We start from the raw sequence: 17,800 nt of genomic DNA on the forward strand, positions 1-17,800 counted from the left end.
CGTCAGCCCCCGCGGCCCGCAGGCACGGCGTACGTCCCCCGCGAGCCGCCCGTCCGGGTGACAAGCCCCCGACGCCTGCCTGACGCAGGCGGGTGCCCCAGTTCCCCGCGCCCCCAAAAGAAGCACGGCGATGGCGTCTCACGCCGCGGGAGCGCGCTGGAAGCGTCAGAGCTTGGTCCACGCCTCGGTCAGGACGCCGCGCAGGATGGCCTCGATGTCGTTGAAGAGGGACTGGTCGGAGGTGAGCGGCGGGGCGAGCTGGACGACGGGGTCGCCGCGGTCGTCGGCGCGGCAGTAGAGGCCGGCGGCGTACAGCTCCTTGGAGAGGAAGCCGTACAGGACGCGCTCGGTCTCCTCGTCGGTGAAGGTCTCCTTGGTGGCCTTGTCCTTGACGAGTTCGATGCCGTAGAAGAAGCCGTTGCCGCGGACGTCGCCCACTATCGGCAGGTCGTTGAGCTTCTTGAGGGTGTCGAAGAAGGCACCCTCGTTGTCCAGGACGTGCTGGTTGAGGCCCTCGCGCTCGAAGATGTCGAGGTTGGCGATGCCGACGGCGGCCGAGACGGGGTGGCCGCCGAAGGTGTACCCGTGGAGGAAGGTGTTGTTGCCCTTGTAGAAGGGCTCGGCGAGCCGGTCGGAGATGATGCAGGCGCCGATGGGGGAGTACCCGGAGGTCATGCCCTTGGCGCAGGTGATCATGTCGGGCACGAAGTCGAACTTGTCGCAGGCGAACATCGTGCCGAGCCGCCCGAAGGCGCAGATGACCTCGTCGGAGACGAGCAGCACGTCGTACTGGTCGCAGATCTCGCGGACGCGCCGGAAGTATCCGGGGGGCGGCGGGAAGCAGCCGCCCGCGTTCTGCACCGGCTCCAGGAAGACGGCGGCGACGGTGTCGGGGCCCTCGAAGAGGATCTGCTGCTCGATCTGGTCGGCGGCCCAGCGGCCGAACGCCTCGGGGTCGTCACCGTGGATCGGGGCGCGGTAGATGTTGGTGTTGGGCACCTTGCGCGCGCCGGGGACCAGCGGCTCGAAGGGGGCCTTCAGGGCGGGCAGCCCGGTGATCGACAGGGCGCCCTGCGGGGTGCCGTGGTAGGCGACGGCCCGTGAGATCACCTTGTACTTGGTGTGGTTGCCGGTCAGCTTGTGATACTGCTTCGCGAGCTTCCAGGCCGTCTCGACGGCCTCGCCGCCGCCGGTGGTGAAGAAGACCTTGTTGAGGTCGCCGGGCGCGTAGTGCGCGAGCCGCTCGGCCAGTTCGATCGCCTTGGGGTGCGCGTAGCTCCAGATCGGGAAGAAGGCCAGCTCCTGGGCCTGCTTGTACGCGGTCTCGGCCAGCTCGTGCCTGCCGTGACCGGCGTTGACCACGAAGAGCCCCGACAGACCGTCGATGTACCGCTTGCCGTGGTCGTCGTAGATGTACGTGCCCTCGCCGCGCACGATGGTCGGCACGGGGGCGTTCTCGTACGACGACATGCGGGTGAAGTGCATCCACAGGTGGTCGTGGGCGGTCCTGGAGGAGTCCGAGGCAGTCGCGGACGGTGCGGGGTTCGTGGAGGTCATGGCTATCTGGTTCCCCAGGTGTAGGTCTGCTTCCGCAGCTTGAGGTAGACGAAGGTCTCGGTGGAGCGGACGCCGGGCAGTGCCCGGATCCGCTTGTTCACCAGGTCCAGCAGGTGGTCGTCGTCCTCGCAGACGATCTCCACCATCAGGTCGAAGGAACCGGCGGTGATGACGACGTAGTCGACCTCGTCCAGCGCGGTCAGGGTCTCGGCGACCGGGTCGATGTCGCCGTCCACGTTGATGCCGACCATCGCCTGCCGCCGGAAGCCCACGGTGAGCGGGTCGGTGACGGCGACGATCTGCATGACGCCCTGGTCGAGCAGCTTCTGTACGCGCTGCCGCACCGCCGCCTCGGACAGGCCCACGGCCTTGCCGATCGTCGCGTACGGACGGCGTCCGTCCTGCTGGAGCTGTTCGATGATCGCGTTCGACACCGCGTCTATCGACGGCGCTCCGCCGTTCTTGTCCCGAGTGGCCACGCGCCCCACTGTGCAGGAGAGGTCGACGGTCGCGCAAGCCCTTCACGATGAAAATCGTCGCCGACGGCCCTCTGTGGTACCGAATCGGTTGTTGAGGGGGGATGGGTGTGTCGAATACGGCAGTCCTGCGGCTAAGCTGGGGAACGTCTCAGCCCGTGGACACCGGACTCGTACGACCAGGGAGCAAGCGCCGTGACCGAACTCCGTACTCTGCGCAATTACATCGACGGAGAGTTCCGCGACGCCGCGGACGGCCGGACCACCGAGGTGGTCAGCCCGGTGACCGGCGACGCGTACGCCACCGCGCCGCTGTCCGGCGCGGCCGACGTGGACGCGGCGATGGCCGCCGCGGCGGCCGCCTTCCCCGCGTGGCGCGACGCCACCCCGTCGGAGCGGCAGAAGGCGCTGCTGAAGATCGCCGACGCGATCGAGGCGCGCGCCGATGAGCTTATCGCGGTGGAGAGCGAGAACACCGGCAAGCCGATCGGACTGACCGCCAGCGAGGAAATCCCGCCGATGGTGGACCAGATCCGCTTCTTCGCGGGCGCCGCGCGCATGCTCGAAGGCCGCTCGGCCGGTGAGTACATGGACGGCATGACGTCGATCGTGCGGCGCGAGCCGGTCGGCGTCTGCGCGCAGGTCGCGCCCTGGAACTACCCGATGATGATGGCCGTGTGGAAGTTCGCCCCGGCCATCGCGGCGGGCAACACCGTCGTCCTCAAGCCGTCCGACACCACGCCCGCCTCCACCGTGCTGCTCGCCGAGATCCTCGGCGGCATCCTCCCCAAGGGCGTCTTCAACGTCGTCTGCGGCGACCGGGACACCGGCCGGGCGATGGTCGAGCACCCGGTGCCCGCGATGGCCTCCATCACCGGTTCGGTACGCGCGGGCATCGAGGTCGCCGGATCGGCCGCCAAGGACGTCAAGCGGGTCCACCTCGAACTGGGCGGCAAGGCCCCCGTCGTGGTCTTCGAGGACACCGACATCGCCAAGGCCGTCGAGGACATCGCCGTCGCCGGATTCTTCAACGCCGGGCAGGACTGCACCGCGGCCACCCGCGTCCTGGTCCAGGAGTCGATCCACGCGGAGTTCACCGCCGCCCTCGCCAAGGCCGCCGCCGAGACCAGGACCGGCCTGCCGGACGACGAGGACGTGCTGTACGGGCCGCTGAACAACGCCAACCAGCTCGCCCAGGTCAGCGGCTTCATCGAGCGGCTGCCCGCGCACGCCAAGGTCGAGACCGGCGGCCACCGGGTCGGCGAGCGCGGCTACTTCTACGCGCCGACCGTCGTGTCCGGGCTGCGGCAGGACGACGAGATCATCCAGCGCGAGGTCTTCGGCCCCGTCATCACCGTCCAGTCCTTCACCGACGAGGAGCAGGCCGTCGCCTGGGCCAACGGCGTGGACTACGCGCTGGCCTCCTCGGTGTGGACCAAGGACCACGGGCGCGCCATGCGGATGTCCAAGCGGCTGGACTTCGGCTGCGTGTGGATCAACACCCACATCCCGCTGGTCGCCGAGATGCCGCACGGCGGCTTCAAGCGGTCCGGCTACGGCAAGGACCTGTCGGGCTACGGCTTCGAGGACTACACGCGGATCAAGCACGTGATGACCTCGCTGGACGGCTGAGCCGGCCGTCCGGCCTCCCCCGCGGGCGGGCCCGCGGGGGAGGGGCGGTCAGGCGCGGCGCCGCAGCAGCCGCTGCAAGGCGTCCAGCCGGTTCGTGGTGATCGCGTCCACGCCCAGGTCGAGCAGCCGGGTCATGTTGCGCTGCCAGTCCGCCGTCCACGCGCCGACCAGCAGCCCGTTGTCCGCGGCCCACCGCACGGTCGTGGCGTCGATCAGCCCGAAGCGCAGATTGATCCACCGCGGCTTCAGCTCGTCCAGGAGCGAGCGCGGCGGCGGGGCCACCGTCGTCCAGGTCATGGCGATCTCCGCCGACGCGTCCAGGTCGCGCACCGTCAGCATCGCGCCGAGCCCGCCGCAGTAGTAGACGCGGTCGCCGACGCCCGCCTCCGCCACCGCGGCCATGGTCGCCTTCACCTGGCCGACCGAGGTCAGGTCCAGCATCATCCGGCCGCCGCCGGGGTGCCGCAGCAGCTCGGCGAAGGCGTCCGCCAGGGTGGGCACGCGGCCGTCGGTGAGGTCCACGACATCGTTCAGCGACAGGTCGCCGACCGCCTCCGGCACCTTCCACAGCCGCTCCAGCGTCTCGTCGTGCAGCAGCACCGGCACGCCGTCGGCGGTCAGCTTCACGTCGACCTCCACCGCGCCCGCGCCCTTGAGCAGCGCCGACCGCACGGAGGGCAGGGTGTTCTCGCGCTCGTGGTACGGGTCGCCCCGGTGGGAGACCGCGACGGTCACCGCCACGCCGCCGTGTACGCGTCGATCTCGGCGGCCAGCGCCCGCTTGCCCGCCGGGTCGAGGAAGGAGACCTCGACGGCGTTCTTGGCGAGCGCCGCGACCCCGGTGTGGTCCAGCTCCAGCAGCCGGGCGGCGACCGCGTACTCGGTGTTGAGGTCGGTGCCGAACATCGGCGGGTCGTCGCTGTTGACCGTGACCAGCACGCCCGCGTCGATCATCTCCCTGATCGGGTGCTGGTCGATCTCGGTGACCGCGCGGGTGGCGATGTTGGAGGTGGGGCAGACCTCCAGCGGGATGCGCTGCTCCGCGAGGTGATCGAGCAGCCGCCGGTCGCGTACCGCGCTGGTGCCGTGGCCGATGCGCTCCGCGCCCAGTTCGTTGATCGCGTCCCAGATCGTCTCGGGGCCCGTCGTCTCGCCCGCGTGCGGCACGCTGTGCAGACCGGCGGCGCGCGCCCGGTCGAAGTACGGCTTGAACTGCGGCCTCGGCACGCCCAGTTCCGGTCCGCCCAGACCGAAGGAGACCAGGCCCTCGGGGCGCAGGTCGAGCGCCAGGTGCGTGGTCTGCTCGGCGGACTCAAGACCCGCCTCGCCGGGGATGTCGAAGCACCAGCGCAGGGTCACGCCCAGCTCGGACTCCGCGGCCTTGCGCGCGTCCTCGATGGCCTCCATGAACGCCTGCTCGTGGATGCCGCGCCGGGTCGAGCTGAACGGGGTGACGGTCAGCTCCGCGTAGCGGATGTTCTGCCGCGCCATGTCCCTGGCCACCTCGAAGGTGAGCAGCCGTACGTCCTCGGCGTCCCTGATCAGGTCGACCACCGACAGGTAGACCTGGATGAAGTGCGCGAAGTCCTTGAAGGTGAAGAAGTCGGCGAGGGCCGCGGGGTCGGCGGGGACCGCGGAGTCCGGGTGCCGGGCGGCCAGTTCCGCGACGATCCGCGGTGACGCGGACCCGACGTGGTGGACATGCAACTCGGCTTTCGGAAGTCCGGCGATGAAGGTGTCGAGGCCGGAGCCGAAGCCGGGCGCGGTGTCGGGCATGCGGGGGTCCTCCCAGGGGTCCGATCGGTGCGGTTCATCGTAAACGGCACCGGGAAACGGCGCTGGGACGGCGGGCGGCGACGCCGTGACGGCGGGCGGGGACGGCCGACGTCGCACCATGGCCCCCAGACGTCCCCCGGTCACGCCGCCGGGGATCGCCGCGACGGCCGGATTCACACAGAATTCGTCGCGTAACCAAAAGGCAACAACGGAATCACTTGTTGAAGGACAGCTCCTCTGCCAGGATCGGCGATCAATCCAGAGTTTGGCCACGCCGCCAGGAGTGGGCGCGGAGGCGAGGAGAACGTGATGGACCACGTGACGGACGTGGCGAAACGGTTCGCGGGCGGAGCCCAGTACATCGACGGCCGCCCGCGAACCGGCGGCAGCGGCGACACGCACTCCGTCGTGGACCCGGCGACGGGCCGCACGGTGTGGACGTACGCCACCGCGGGACCCGCCGACGTGGACGCCGCCGTCGCCGCCGCGAAGGCCGCGCTGCCCGGCTGGGCGGCCACCGCGCCCGGCGAGCGCTCCGCCGCGCTGCACCGGCTGTCCGCCGCCCTCGACGCGCGCGCCGACGAACTCGCCCGCGCCGAAACCCTCCAGTGCGGCAAGCCGATCAAGCTCAGCACCGAATTCGACGTACCGGGCACCGTGGACAACGCCGCGTTCTTCGCCGGGGCCGCCCGCCACCTGGAGGGCAAGGCGGCAGGCGAGTACAGCCCGGACCACACCTCGTACGTGCGCCGCGAGCCGGTCGGTGTCATCGGCTCCATCGCCCCCTGGAACTACCCGCTCCAGATGGCCGGGTGGAAGATCCTCCCGGCGGTCGCGGCGGGCAACACCATCGTGCTCAAGCCGTCGGAGCTGACCCCGCTGACCGCCCTGATGTTCGCCGAGGCCGCCACCGAGGCCGGAATCCCGGACGGCGTGCTCAACATCGTCACCGGCACGGGGCAGGGCGCGGGCGAGCACCTGGTCACCCACCCCGACGTCGCCATGACGTCCTTCACCGGCTCCACCGCCGTCGGCACCCGGATCGCCCGGCTCACCGCGGGCACCGTCAAGCGCCTGCACCTCGAACTCGGCGGCAAGGCCCCCTTCGTGGTCTTCGACGACGCCGACCTCGACGCGGCCGTGCACGGCGCGGTCGCCGCCGCCCTGATCAACAGCGGCCAGGACTGCACCGCCGCCACCCGCGCCTACGTCCAGCGCCCGCTGTACGACGCCTTCGTGACCGCCGTCGCCGACCTGATGGCCACCGTACGGCTCGGCGACCCCGCCGACCCGGCCACCGACCTCGGCCCCCTCATCTCCTTCGCGCACCGCGACCGCGTCGCGGCCGTCGTCGAGCGGGCCCGTACGTACGCCACCGTCGTCACCGGCGGCGCGGCGCCCGGCGGCGGGCTCGCGGCGGGCGCGTACTACCGGCCCACGCTGCTCACCGGCGCGCCGCAGCACAGCGAGGCCGTCCAGCAGGAGATCTTCGGCCCGGTACTGGCGGTGCTGCCGTTCGACAGCGACGATCAGGGCCTGGCGTACGCCAACGACACCCCGTACGGCCTGGCCGCCTCCGCCTGGACCCGCGATGTCTACCGGGCCGGGCGGGCCGCGCGGGAGATCACCGCGGGCTGCGTCTGGATCAACGACCACATCCCGATCGTCAGCGAGATGCCGCACGGCGGAGCGAAGTCCTCGGGCTTCGGCAAGGACATGTCCACGTACTCCTTCGAGGAGTACACGCAGGTCAAGCACGTGATGTTCGACAACACCGCGGTGGCGCGCAAGGACTGGCACCGCACCGTCTTCGGAGACCGATAGCGGAAGGGCACCACCCATGGAGCAGTACGAGACCCTGTCCCCGCCGGTGCGCGCGGCGATACTCCGCAGCATGACCGGCGGGCGCGGCGCCCTCGGCCGCCGGACGCTGCTGCGCGCCGCGGGGCTGGGCACCGTCGCCACGGCGGGACTGACGGCGTGCGGCATCCCGGCCGCGGGCCGCAAGGGCGACACCACGGCGTCGACCGACCACTCGGCGCAGGAGAAGGTCGTGAACTTCTCCAACTGGGACCAGTACATCGACGTCACCGACGACGGCAAGCACCGCCCGAGCCTCGACCAGTTCACCAAGGCCACCGGCATCAAGGTCGACTACACCGAGGACATCAACGACAACGTCGAGTTCTTCGGCAAGATCAAGCCGCAACTGTCCGCCGGCCAGGACACCGGCCGCGACCTGATGGTGCTCACCGACTGGCTCGCGGGCCGGATGATCCGGCTCGGCTGGGTCCAGAAGCTCGACCCCTCGAACCTGCCGCACGCCTTCGCCAACCTGGAACAGCGCTTCCGCAGCCCCGACTGGGACCCCGGCCGCGCCTACTCCTACCCCTGGGCCGGCATCCCCACCTGCATCGCCTACAACAAGAAGGTCACCAAGGGCCGCAAGGTCACCTCGGTGTCGCAACTGCTGGACGACCCCGCGCTCAAGGGCAAGGCCGCCATGCTCTCCGAGATGCGCGACACCGTCGGGATGACGCTGCTCGACATGGGCAAGAAGCCGGAGACCGTCACCGACGACGAGTACGACGCCGCGCTCAACCGCATCCAGGGCGCGGTGGACAAGGGGCAGATCCGCAAGTTCACCGGCGGCGAGTACACCGACGGCCTCAGCAAGGGCGACATCGCCGCCTGTATCGCCTGGGCCGGTGACCTGGTGCAGCTCAGGCTCGACGACCCGAACATCGAGTACGCCTTCCCGGCCGCCGGTTACATGACCTCCACGGACAATCTGCTGATCCCCGCCAAGGCGCGGCACAAGACCAACGCCGAGCGGCTGATCGACTGGTACTACCAGCCGCGGATCGCGGCCGAACTGGCCGCCTACACCACCTATGTGTCACCGGTGATGGGCGTCCGCGAGGAACTGGCCAAGATCGATCCGTCGCTCGCCACCAACCCGCTGATCATCCCGAACGCCCAGATGAACGCCACGTCGCACGCCTTCCGCTCGCTCAGCGAGGACGAGGACACCCGGTACGAGGCGAAGTTCTCCAAGCTCACCGGCGCCTGACCGGCGCTCCAGCAGCCCGCACTCCCCGACGACTTCCGGGACACCTCATGACGACCCCCAAGACCCCGGCCGACGACGCCGTCAGCCTCACCGGGATCAGCAAGACCTACGGCTCCTTCACCGCCGTCCACCCGCTGGACCTCGCCGTGCCCGCCGGTTCCTTCTTCGCACTGCTCGGCGCCTCCGGATGCGGCAAGACCACCACCTTGCGCATGATCGCGGGCCTGGAGGACCCCTCCTCCGGCTCCGTACGCCTCGGCGGCCAGGACGTCACCGCCCTGCCGCCGTACAAGCGCCCGGTCAACACCGTCTTCCAGAACTACGCGCTCTTCCCGCACCTCGACGTCTACGAGAACGTCGCCTTCGGACTGCGCCGCCGCGGCATCAAATCCGTCAAGAAGCAGGTCGGCGACATGCTGGACCTCGTCCAGCTCGGCGCGCTCGCCCGCCGCAAGCCGCACCAGCTCTCCGGCGGCCAGCAGCAGCGCGTCGCCGTAGCCCGCGCGCTGATCAACCAGCCGCAGGTGCTGCTGCTCGACGAACCGCTCGGCGCACTCGACCTCAAGCTGCGCCGCCAGATGCAGCTCGAACTCAAGCGCATCCAGACCGAGGTGGGCATCACCTTCATCCACGTCACCCACGACCAGGAGGAGGCCATGACGATGGCCGACACCGTCGCGGTGATGAACGCCGGACGCGTCGAGCAGATGGGCGCGCCCGCCGACCTCTACGAGAACCCCGCCTCCACCTTCGTCGCCAACTTCCTCGGCACCTCCAACCTCATCGAGACCGAGGTGACCGGCGTCAGCGGCGGCGAACTCCAGCTCACCGCCGCCGGACAGAAGCTGACCCTGCCCGCCGCCCGATGTCGCGTCGACGTGACGACCGGCGGCCGGGTGCTGGCCGGGGTCCGCCCCGAGAAGATCACGCTGGCGCACAGCGACGACGAGCACGAGATAGCCGAGAGCCGCAACCGGGTGCGCGGCCGGATCGTCGACTCCAGCTTCATCGGCGTCTCCACGCAGTACGTCATCGACAGCCCGGTCTGCCCGGAGCTGGAGGTCTTCGTGCCCAACGTGGAGCGCGACGGCCGCCTGGTGCCCGGCGCGCCCGTCGTCCTGCACTGGAACCCCGAGCACACCTTCGGCCTCGACGCCGACCAGGACATCGACGCCGGTACCGACACCGACGAGGGGGAGGCCGCCGCATGAGCGCAGCGACCGCGCCCGTCACCGGGCCGCCTGCCCCGGCCGAGGCGGCCCCGCTGCCCGCCGCCCTGAAGAGGGCCGCCCGCAGACGGCGGCGCATCCCGTATCTGCTGCTGCTCGCGGGCGTCGCCTGGCTGCTGGTCTTCTTCGTGGCCCCGATGGTCTACCAGGCGTCGACCTCGGTGCAGACCGGCTCGCTCGACGACGGCTTCAAGGTGACCTGGCACTTCGCCACGTACTGGGACGCCTTCCACGAGTACTGGCCGCAGTTCGTGAAGTCGCTGGTCTACTCCGGCATCGCCACCGTGCTGTGCCTGGGCATCGGCTACCCGCTGGCGTACACCATCGCCTTCCGGGCCGGACGCTGGCGCAATCTGGTGCTGATCCTGGTGATCGCGCCCTTCTTCACCAGCTTCCTGATCCGCACCCTGGCGTGGGAGACGATCCTCGCCGACCAGAGCCCGCTGGTGTCGTTCCTGAACCACATCCACCTGCTGGACGTCACGTCCGCGCTCGGCATCACCGAGGGCAACCGGGTGATGGCCACCCCGCTGGCGGTGGTCTGCGGCCTGACGTACAACTTCCTGCCGTTCATGATCCTGCCGCTCTACACGTCCCTGGAGCGGGTCGACGGCAAGCTGCACGAGGCGGCGGGCGACCTGTACGCGACCCCGTTCACCACCTTCCGCAAGGTGACCTTCCCGCTGTCCATGCCGGGCGTGGTGGCCGGCACCCTGCTCACCTTCATCCCGGCCTCCGGCGACTACATCAACGCCGAGTTGCTGGGCTCCACCAACCAGAAGATGATCGGCAGCGTCATCCAGTCGCAGTTCCTGCGGGTGCTGGACTACCCGACGGCCGCCGCCCTGTCGTTCATCCTCATGGCGGTCATCCTGGCGATCGTCATGGTCTACGTCCGCCGCGCGGGAACGGAGGAACTGGTCTGATGCGTCCGATCCGCTGGCTGCGCAAGAACCTCGTGGTGATCGCCGGGGTGCTCACCCTGACGTACCTGATCGTGCCCAACCTCGTGGTGCTGCTCTTCTCCTTCAACAAGCCCAACGGCCGCTACAACTACACCTGGACGCGGTTCTCCACCGACGCCTGGCAGCACCCCTGCGACGTCGCGGGCATGTGCGAATCCCTCACGCTCAGCCTGAAGCTGGCCGTCTACTCGACCATCGGCGCCACCGTGCTCGGCACGATGACCGCCTTCGCGCTGGCCCGCTACCGCTTCAGGGGCCGCGCCACCACCAACATGCTGATCTTCCTGCCGATGGCGATGCCCGAGGTCGTGATGGGCGCCTCGCTGGGCACCCTCTTCCTCAACATGCGCATCCAGTTCGGCTTCTGGACCATCCTCATCGCGCACATCATGTTCTGCCTGAGCTTCGTCGTCGTCGCCGTCAAGGCCCGCGTGATGAGCATGGACCCCCGTCTGGAGCAGGCCGCGCAGGATCTCTACGCCACCCCGACGCAGACGTTCCTGCGGATCACGCTGCCGCTGGCCGCGCCCGGTATCGCGGCGGGCGCCCTGCTGTCCTTCGCGCTCTCCTTCGACGACTACATCATCACCAGCTTCAACGCGGGCAACACCGTCACCTTCCCGATGTTCGTCTGGGGCTCCGCGCAGCGCGGCACACCCGTACAGGTCAATGTGATCGGTACGGCGATGTTCGTCATCGCGGTGCTGCTCGTACTGGCCGGGCAGCTTCTCGGCAGCAGCCGCAGGAGGGCGCGCACCTGACCCGTACCGCCCCCGTATTCCGGACGCAGACCCGCGCATCACGAAGGTGTGAGAACCATGGACGCAGCCCGCTCGCTCGCCGAGGCCGAGCCCCGACCGTACTGGCTGGACGACCCCGGCAGGCCGCAGGCGCACCCCGCGCTCACCGGCCACGACAGTTGCGACCTGCTGGTGGTCGGGGGCGGCTACAGCGGGCTGTGGACCGCGCTGCTGGCCAAGGAGCGCGATCCGCAGCGGGACGTGGTGCTGGTCGAGGGGGACAGGATCGGGTGGGCCGCCTCCGGGCGCAACGGCGGCTTCTGCGCCGCGAGCCTCACCCACGGCGCCGCCAACGGACTCGCCCGCTGGCCCGACGAATTCGACGCGCTCCAGCGGCTGGGCGACCGCAATCTCGACGCCATCGAGGAGGCCGTCGCCCGCTACGGCCTGGACTGCGACTTCGAGCGGACCGGCGAGATCGACGTGGCCACCGAGCCGCACCAGTACGACGAACTGCGCGAGGCCGCCCAGGAAGGCGCCGAGCACGGCCTGGACGCGGAACTGCTGGACCGCGACCAGGTCCGCGCCGAAGTCGACTCGCCCACCTTCCTCGGCGGCCTGTACAACCGGCGCGGCGTCGCCATGCTGCACCCCGCCAAGCTCGCCTGGGGCCTGGCCCGCGCCGCCGCCGACGCGGGCGTACGGATCTACGAGCGCACCCCGGCCCGCGACCTGGCCGGCTATGGCACGGCGCTGGGGGTGCGCACCCCGTACGGCAGGGTGACCGCCCGCCAGGTGGCGCTCGGCACCAACGTCTTCCCGTCACTGGTCCGCCGGGCCCGCCCGTACACCGTGCCGGTCTACGACTACGCGCTGATGACGGAGCCGCTGACCGGACAGCGGCTCGCGGCGATCGGCTGGCAGGGCCGCCAGGGACTGAGCGACAGCGCGAACCACTTCCACTACTTCCGGCTCAGCGCGGACAACCGCATCCTGTGGGGCGGCTACGACGCGGTCTATCCGCGCGGCGGCCGGATGCGCGCGGAGTACGACCAGCGGCCCGAGACCTTCCTGAAGCTGGCGGAGCACTTCCGCACCTGCTTCCCGCAGTTGGAGGACGTCCGCTTCACCCACGCCTGGGGCGGCGCGATCGACACCTGCTCGCGCTTCTCCGCCTTCTTCGGCACCGCGTACGGCGGCCGGGTCGCCTACGCGGCCGGGTACACCGGGCTGGGCGTGGGCGCCACCCGCTTCGGCGCCGACGTGATGCTGGACCTGCTGGCGGGGGAGGAGACCGAGCGGACCCGCCTGGAGATGGTCCGCAAAAAGCCGCTGCCGTTCCCGCCGGAGCCGCTGGCCACCGTCGGGATCGGCATCACCCAGTGGTCGCTGGCCCGCGCCGACCGGTCGGGAGGGCGGCGCAATCTGTGGCTGAAGGCGATGGACCGCGCCGGGCTCGGCTTCGACAGCTAGGGCCTGATCCGCCGGACAGGCCCTGGGGCCGCCCGGCGCGGACCCGCGGTGATCCCCCGGCGCACAACCGGCATACGGCGTGAGCCACTTCACTACCAATGAGTAGCGAAACCCGCGTAATGATCGGCCCCCAACCCGCTCTCTTCCATGACAGCGACCGTCCACAGCGGTCGTCGGGCGGAAGAGACGGAGGAGCCGGTCATGGTCAGCACCGGTGCGAAGAGCGCGGTCGAGTGGCTGGTGTCGGTGGCGGTGGATCCGGTGAGCTGCCGGTGGGAGTGGGAGCGCAACCCCCTCGGGGTCACGCTGCTGCCCGCCGGGAAACTGTGGGACGTCCTGATCCTCACCGGGGATCTCGGCTACCCCACCCTGGACGTCCTGACCCGGCTCGTGGAGCGACCGGGCCCGGTGCTCGCCGACTTCGGCGACTCCCGGATGGGGTTCTTCGTACCGCCGGGCACGGCGGCGCGCTGGCTGGCCACCGGCGTACGGACGGCGGGCCGCGGCACCTGGATCGTCGTGCCGTATCCGGGCCGGGCGACCGGCGGGGTGCGGTGGCTGGTGCCGCCGGACGGCAGCGGGCACCTCACCGACCCGGTGCTGCTCGAACTGGCCATGCACGAGGCCGCCGCCCAGATCGCGGGCGGCGGCTGAAGGACGCACCGCGGAGCGAGCCCACCGCGCGGTGCTTGTGACCACCTCCCCGGCCTGGGGAGACTGACATGAGACAACGACGGAAGGGTCAGCCCGTGACGACCAAGCACATCACCCACTGGATCGCAGGCAAGGGCTGGACCGGCGGCGCGGAACGGCACGCAGACGTGTACGACCCGGCGACCGGCGCGATCACCGGGCAGGTGGACCTCGCGTCCGCCGACGTCGTGGACGCGGCGGTCGACGCCGCCCTCGACGCGTTCCAGCAGTGGCGGTACACCTCGATCGCCAAGCGCACCGGCGTCCTCTTCGCCTTCCGCGAACTGCTCAACGCCCGCCGCGACGAACTGGCCTCGATCATCGTCGCCGAGCACGGCAAGGTGCACTCCGACGCCCTCGGCGAGGTCGCCCGCGGCATCGAGGTCGTGGAGTACGCGTGCGGCATCCCGCAACTGATCAAGGGCGGCTTCACCGAGCAGGCGTCCACCGGCATCGACGTCTACTCGATCCGCCAGCCGCTCGGCCCGGTCGCGATCATCTCGCCGTTCAACTTCCCCGCCATGGTGCCGATGTGGTTCTTCCCGCTGGCCATCGCCGCGGGCAACACCGTCGTCGTCAAGCCGTCGGAGAAGGACCCCTCCGCCGCCAACTTCATGGCCGGGCTCTGGCAGGAGGCGGGCCTGCCCGACGGCGTCTTCAACGTCGTGCACGGCGACAAGCCCGCCGTCGACCGCCTGCTGGAACACCCCGACATCAAGGCCGTCTCCTTCGTCGGCTCCACCCCCATCGCCCGCTACGTGTACGAGACCGGCACCCGGCACGGCAAGCGCGTCCAGGCCCTCGGCGGCGCCAAGAACCACATGCTGGTCCTGCCCGACGCGGACCTGGACCTGGCCGCCGACGCCGCCGTCAACGCGGGCTTCGGCGCCGCGGGCGAACGCTGCATGGCGGTCTCCGTGCTGGTCGCCGTCGACCCGGTCGGCGACGGCCTGGTCGAGCGGATCAAGCAGCGCGTCGCGGGTCTGACCGTGGGACCCGGCTGCGCCGCCAGCTCCGAGATGGGCCCGCTGGTCACCGGCGTGCACCGCGACAAGGTGACCGCGTATCTGGACTCCGGCGTCGCGGACGGCGCGGAACTGGCCGTCGACGGCCGCAAGCACCCGATCTCGGGCGCGGAGACCGCAGACGGCTTCTGGCTCGGCCCCACCCTCTTCGACCGCGTCACGCCCGGCATGTCCGTCTACGACGACGAGATCTTCGGCCCGGTGCTCTCCGTCGTCCGCGTCTCCTCGTACGAGGAGGGCCTGGCGCTGATCAACGCCAACCCGTACGGCAACGGGACCGCGCTGTTCACCAACGACGGCGGCGCCGCGCGGCGCTTCCAGCACGAGGTCGAGGTCGGCATGGTCGGCATCAACGTGCCGATCCCGGTGCCGGTCGCGTACTACTCCTTCGGCGGCTGGAAGTCCTCGCTCTTCGGCGACACCCACGCCTACGGCGAGGACGGGGTCCGCTTCTTCACCCGCGGCAAGGCCGTCACGCAGCGCTGGCTCGACCCTTCGCACGGGGGCATCAATCTGGGCTTCCCGACGAATAGCTGACCGTCGGTCCGTCGGCGTCCGGACCGTTGGCGTCCGGACCGTCGGCGTCCGGTCCGCCGACGCCCGGACGGTCGGCGCTCGAACCGTCGGCGTCCGGTTCGCCGGCTTCCGGCGCGTGGCTGAACAGCCCGGCCGCCGCCACCCACGCCACCAGCGTGACCGTCAGGAACCAGCTCGCCAGCACGTCCAGCGGCCAGTGGTAGTCGCACCACACCAGTGCGACGCCCACGGCCGCCTGGAGGGCGAGGGTGAAAACGGTCAGCGCGGTCCTGGCCGCGGGGCGGCGCACATACGGCAACAGGAGCAGCAGGGCCAGGCCGTACGCGACGGCGGAGGTCGCGGCGTGACCGGAGGGGAAGTAGCCGTAGCCGTCGAGCCGGGGCAGGAGGCGGCCGGGCGCGGGCCGGTGCACCGCGGACTTGACCGTGTCGACCACGACCGGCAGCAGCGCCATGGCCACGCAGGCGGCCAGCGGCGGCAGCCACCAGCGGACGACGGCCGCCCGCCGCCCGAGCACCGCGGCGGCCACGACCGCGACGAGCAGGACCGGCACGGCCACCTCGATGTCGCCGAAGTCGCTCACGACCTGCGCGGTGCCGTGCACGCCCGGATGCGCGGCGGACGCCCGCCGGAACCAGCCGAGTACGGTCCAGTCGCGGCCGACCAGCCGCCCGCCGGTCTCGACCTGCCAGGTGAGCAGGGAGAACAGGGCGGCGCCGACGGCGCTCAGCAGCAGGAGAAAAGTCAGCCGCCCCGGAACAGGGGGGAGAGTTCCGGGGCGGCCAGGGCGACCGCCGTGCCGCTCGTCCCGGGGGGTGTGGGACGAACGGCCGACCGATCGGCGAGGAGTGCCGGGGCCTACGGTCCCGGCGGTGTCGTGCGCGAGGGCACTGCTGAGCCGGTGTTGGGGATACACCGGCGCGGTGTCGCCCGTGATGATCTCCTTCGGAGACCGCCCCGAGCGGGGTGTTCTGCTCAGACCGTACGTCACCGGGAGGGCCACAAGGCCAGGGATCACCCCTCCGCCATCAGGCCCGCACACGTTCTTCACGTCCCCCCATTCCTTACCGCCGGTCACACCCCGGCGAAGGCCCCCTCGATGATGTCGAGGCCCTCGTTGAGCAGATCCTCCCCGATAACCAGCGGCGGGAGGAAACGCAACACGTTGCCGTAGGTGCCACAAGTGAGGACAACCAGGCCCGCACTGTGACACGCGCGGGCGATCGCGCCGGTCAGCGCCGCGTCCGGGGTCGTGGTGCCCGGCTCGACCAGTTCCACCGCGATCATCGCGCCGCGCCCGCGGACCTCGCCGATCGCCGGGAACTTCTCCTGGAGCGCGGTCAGCCGCGCCTTCATCACCTCGCCGATCCGCCGGGCCTTCGCCGCGAGGTCCAGCTCCTTCATCGTCTCGATCGCGCCCAGGGCCGCCGCGCACGCCACCGGGTTGCCGCCGTAGGTGCCGCCGAGGCCGCCCGCGTGCGCCGCGTCCATGATCTCCGCGCGCCCGGTCACCGCCGCCAGCGGCAGACCGCCCGCGATGCCCTTCGCCGTCGTGATCAGGTCCGGCACCACGCCCTCGTCCTCGCACGCGAACCACTGACCGGTACGGCAGAAGCCGGTCTGGATCTCGTCCGCGACGAACACGATCCCGTTGTCCTTCGCGAACTGCGCGATCCGCGGCAGGAAGCCCTTGGCGGGCTCGATGAAGCCGCCCTCGCCCGCGATCGGCTCGATCACGATCGCCGCCACGTGCTCCGCGCCGATCTGCTTGGTGATCATGTCGATCGCCTGCGCCGCCGCCTCCTCCGCCGCGTGCTCCGGCCCGGTCAGCCACCGGAAGCCGTACGCCAGCGGCACCCGGTACACCTCGGGCGCGAACGGCCCGAAGCCCTCCTTGTACGGCATGTTCTTCGCGGTCAGCGCCATCGTCAGATTCGTCCGGCCGTGATAGCCGTGGTCGAACACCACGACCGCCGGACGCTTGGTGTACGAACGCGCGATCTTCACCGCGTTCTCCACCGCCTCCGCCCCCGAGTTGAACAGCGCCGTCTTCTTCGCGTGGCTGCCGGGCGTCAGCTCGTTCAGCGCCTCGGCGACCTCCACGTACCCCTCGTACGGCGTCACCATGAAGCAGGTGTGCGTGAAGTCGGCGAGCTGCGCCGTGGCCCGCCGCACCACGGCCTCCGCGCTGTTGCCCACCGACGTGACCGCGATCCCGGAGCCGAAGTCGATCAGCCGGTTCCCGTCCACGTCCTCCACCACGCCGCCCCCGGCGCGCGTCACGTACACCGGCAGCGTCACCCCCACCCCGTTCGCGACCGCGGCGCTCTTGCGCGCCGACAGCTCCTGCGACTTCGGGCCGGGAATGCTGGTGACCAGCTTGCGTTCCTGCGGAAGTGCGGTCATGGCGGGTGCTCTCCTCAAGCCGGGCGGCGGTGTCTGTGCGGTGTCTCTTCGGATCTCTTCGGACTTTTCAGCTCTTCCCGCAGGCTAGGCCGCGTCCCGGCCCGCCCGCATACGCCGATAGGTAACACTGCCCACCGACGATTCGCCGTAACGGCCAGTGCGCGCGCCGCGGCGTGCCACCGCCCGCCACCGGCAAGATCCTTTTACGGCGGTAGCCGC

The 17,800-nt window shown here is 70.6% G+C and carries 15 protein-coding genes; 9 read left to right on the forward strand and 6 right to left on the reverse strand.

Annotated features, from left to right (window positions below):
• Positions 1-165: 165 nt before the first annotated feature.
• Both ABZX65_RS29400 and ABZX65_RS29405 read right to left on the reverse strand, forming a co-directional pair.
• Positions 166-1,557 (reverse strand): aspartate aminotransferase family protein, encoded by a 1,392-nt coding sequence (locus ABZX65_RS29400; RefSeq protein WP_355346519.1) that lies wholly within the window; start codon positions 1,555-1,557, stop codon positions 166-168.
• A gap of 2 nt (positions 1,558-1,559) precedes the next feature.
• The gene (locus ABZX65_RS29405; RefSeq protein ID WP_355346522.1) at positions 1,560-2,036 is read right to left on the reverse strand and encodes an Lrp/AsnC family transcriptional regulator; all 477 of its coding nucleotides are present in this window, start codon (positions 2,034-2,036) and stop codon (positions 1,560-1,562) included.
• Positions 2,037-2,228: 192 nt separating this feature from the next.
• Here ABZX65_RS29405 and ABZX65_RS29410 point away from each other — a divergent pair, with 192 nt between their 5' ends.
• Positions 2,229-3,665 carry a gamma-aminobutyraldehyde dehydrogenase gene (locus ABZX65_RS29410; RefSeq protein WP_355346525.1) on the forward strand — a complete coding sequence of 479 codons (1,437 nt, stop codon included), beginning with the start codon at positions 2,229-2,231 and terminating at the stop codon, positions 3,663-3,665.
• Positions 3,666-3,713: 48 nt separating this feature from the next.
• On the opposite strand, the gene ABZX65_RS29415 is transcribed toward ABZX65_RS29410, so the two are convergent.
• Both ABZX65_RS29415 and ABZX65_RS29420 read right to left on the reverse strand, forming a co-directional pair.
• Entirely contained in the window at positions 3,714-4,406 is a 693-nt protein-coding gene (locus ABZX65_RS29415) for a glycerophosphodiester phosphodiesterase (protein ID WP_355346528.1), read from the reverse strand.
• Positions 4,397-5,440 carry an adenosine deaminase gene (locus tag ABZX65_RS29420; RefSeq protein ID WP_355346531.1) on the reverse strand — a complete coding sequence of 348 codons (1,044 nt, stop codon included), beginning with the start codon at positions 5,438-5,440 and terminating at the stop codon, positions 4,397-4,399. Before ABZX65_RS29420 ends, ABZX65_RS29415 begins: the two co-directional genes overlap by 10 nt.
• 309 nt (positions 5,441-5,749) lie before the next feature.
• Between ABZX65_RS29420 and ABZX65_RS29425 the strand changes: the two genes are divergently transcribed.
• The 8 genes from ABZX65_RS29425 (at position 5,750) to ABZX65_RS29460 (ending at position 15,175) form a co-directional block, all read left to right on the forward strand.
• Positions 5,750-7,264, forward strand: a complete 1,515-nt coding sequence (locus ABZX65_RS29425; RefSeq protein WP_355346534.1) for a gamma-aminobutyraldehyde dehydrogenase — start codon at positions 5,750-5,752, stop codon at positions 7,262-7,264.
• Positions 7,265-7,280: 16 nt separating this feature from the next.
• On the forward strand, positions 7,281-8,513 hold the full coding sequence (locus ABZX65_RS29430) for a spermidine/putrescine ABC transporter substrate-binding protein (RefSeq protein WP_355346537.1): 1,233 nt from the start codon (positions 7,281-7,283) through the stop codon (positions 8,511-8,513).
• 47 nt (positions 8,514-8,560) lie between these two features.
• Entirely contained in the window at positions 8,561-9,724 is a 1,164-nt protein-coding gene (locus ABZX65_RS29435) for an ABC transporter ATP-binding protein (RefSeq protein WP_188280859.1), read from the forward strand.
• Positions 9,721-10,668 (forward strand): ABC transporter permease, encoded by a 948-nt coding sequence (locus ABZX65_RS29440; RefSeq protein ID WP_355346541.1) that lies wholly within the window; start codon positions 9,721-9,723, stop codon positions 10,666-10,668. The genes ABZX65_RS29435 and ABZX65_RS29440 overlap by 4 nt, the downstream gene beginning before the upstream one ends.
• Entirely contained in the window at positions 10,668-11,468 is an 801-nt protein-coding gene (locus ABZX65_RS29445) for an ABC transporter permease (protein ID WP_355346544.1), read from the forward strand. The genes ABZX65_RS29440 and ABZX65_RS29445 overlap by 1 nt, the downstream gene beginning before the upstream one ends.
• Before the next feature lie 57 nt (positions 11,469-11,525).
• Positions 11,526-12,920 (forward strand): FAD-dependent oxidoreductase, encoded by a 1,395-nt coding sequence (locus ABZX65_RS29450; protein ID WP_355346547.1) that lies wholly within the window; start codon positions 11,526-11,528, stop codon positions 12,918-12,920.
• Between the two features lie 201 nt (positions 12,921-13,121).
• On the forward strand, positions 13,122-13,574 hold the full coding sequence (locus tag ABZX65_RS29455) for a hypothetical protein (RefSeq protein WP_355346550.1): 453 nt from the start codon (positions 13,122-13,124) through the stop codon (positions 13,572-13,574).
• Positions 13,575-13,669: 95 nt separating this feature from the next.
• Positions 13,670-15,175, forward strand: a complete 1,506-nt coding sequence (locus ABZX65_RS29460; RefSeq protein ID WP_355346553.1) for a CoA-acylating methylmalonate-semialdehyde dehydrogenase — start codon at positions 13,670-13,672, stop codon at positions 15,173-15,175.
• On the opposite strand, the gene ABZX65_RS29465 is transcribed toward ABZX65_RS29460, so the two are convergent.
• Together ABZX65_RS29465 and gabT are read right to left on the reverse strand one after the other, a co-directional pair.
• Positions 15,147-16,193 (reverse strand): phosphatase PAP2 family protein, encoded by a 1,047-nt coding sequence (locus ABZX65_RS29465; protein ID WP_355346556.1) that lies wholly within the window; start codon positions 16,191-16,193, stop codon positions 15,147-15,149. The two genes, ABZX65_RS29460 and ABZX65_RS29465, sit on opposite strands and share 29 nt — an antisense overlap.
• A 56-nt stretch (positions 16,194-16,249) precedes the next feature.
• A complete protein-coding gene (gabT, locus tag ABZX65_RS29470; protein WP_355346559.1) occupies positions 16,250-17,581 on the reverse strand; it encodes a 4-aminobutyrate--2-oxoglutarate transaminase in 1,332 nt (443 codons plus the stop codon).
• Between the last annotated feature and the right edge of the window lie 219 nt (positions 17,582-17,800).

Source organism: Streptomyces sp. NPDC003300 (assembly GCF_040610915.1).
GTDB lineage: Bacteria > Actinomycetota > Actinomycetes > Streptomycetales > Streptomycetaceae > Actinacidiphila.

Bases quoted from the DNA above. Each gene is read 5' to 3' on its own strand.
- ABZX65_RS29400 (WP_355346519.1), bottom strand. From the start codon at position 1,557: ATGACCTCCACGAACCCCGCACCGTCCGCGACTGCCTCGGACTCCTCC.
- ABZX65_RS29420 (WP_355346531.1), bottom strand. From the start codon at position 5,440: ATGCCCGACACCGCGCCCGGCTTCGGCTCCGGCCTCGACACCTTCATC.
- ABZX65_RS29425 (WP_355346534.1), top strand. From the start codon at position 5,750: ATGGACCACGTGACGGACGTGGCGAAACGGTTCGCGGGCGGAGCCCAG.
- ABZX65_RS29430 (WP_355346537.1), top strand. From the start codon at position 7,281: ATGGAGCAGTACGAGACCCTGTCCCCGCCGGTGCGCGCGGCGATACTC.
- ABZX65_RS29435 (WP_188280859.1), top strand. From the start codon at position 8,561: ATGACGACCCCCAAGACCCCGGCCGACGACGCCGTCAGCCTCACCGGG.
- ABZX65_RS29440 (WP_355346541.1), top strand. From the start codon at position 9,721: ATGAGCGCAGCGACCGCGCCCGTCACCGGGCCGCCTGCCCCGGCCGAG.
- ABZX65_RS29445 (WP_355346544.1), top strand. From the start codon at position 10,668: ATGCGTCCGATCCGCTGGCTGCGCAAGAACCTCGTGGTGATCGCCGGG.
- ABZX65_RS29450 (WP_355346547.1), top strand. From the start codon at position 11,526: ATGGACGCAGCCCGCTCGCTCGCCGAGGCCGAGCCCCGACCGTACTGG.
- ABZX65_RS29455 (WP_355346550.1), top strand. From the start codon at position 13,122: ATGGTCAGCACCGGTGCGAAGAGCGCGGTCGAGTGGCTGGTGTCGGTG.
- gabT (WP_355346559.1), bottom strand. From the start codon at position 17,581: ATGACCGCACTTCCGCAGGAACGCAAGCTGGTCACCAGCATTCCCGGC.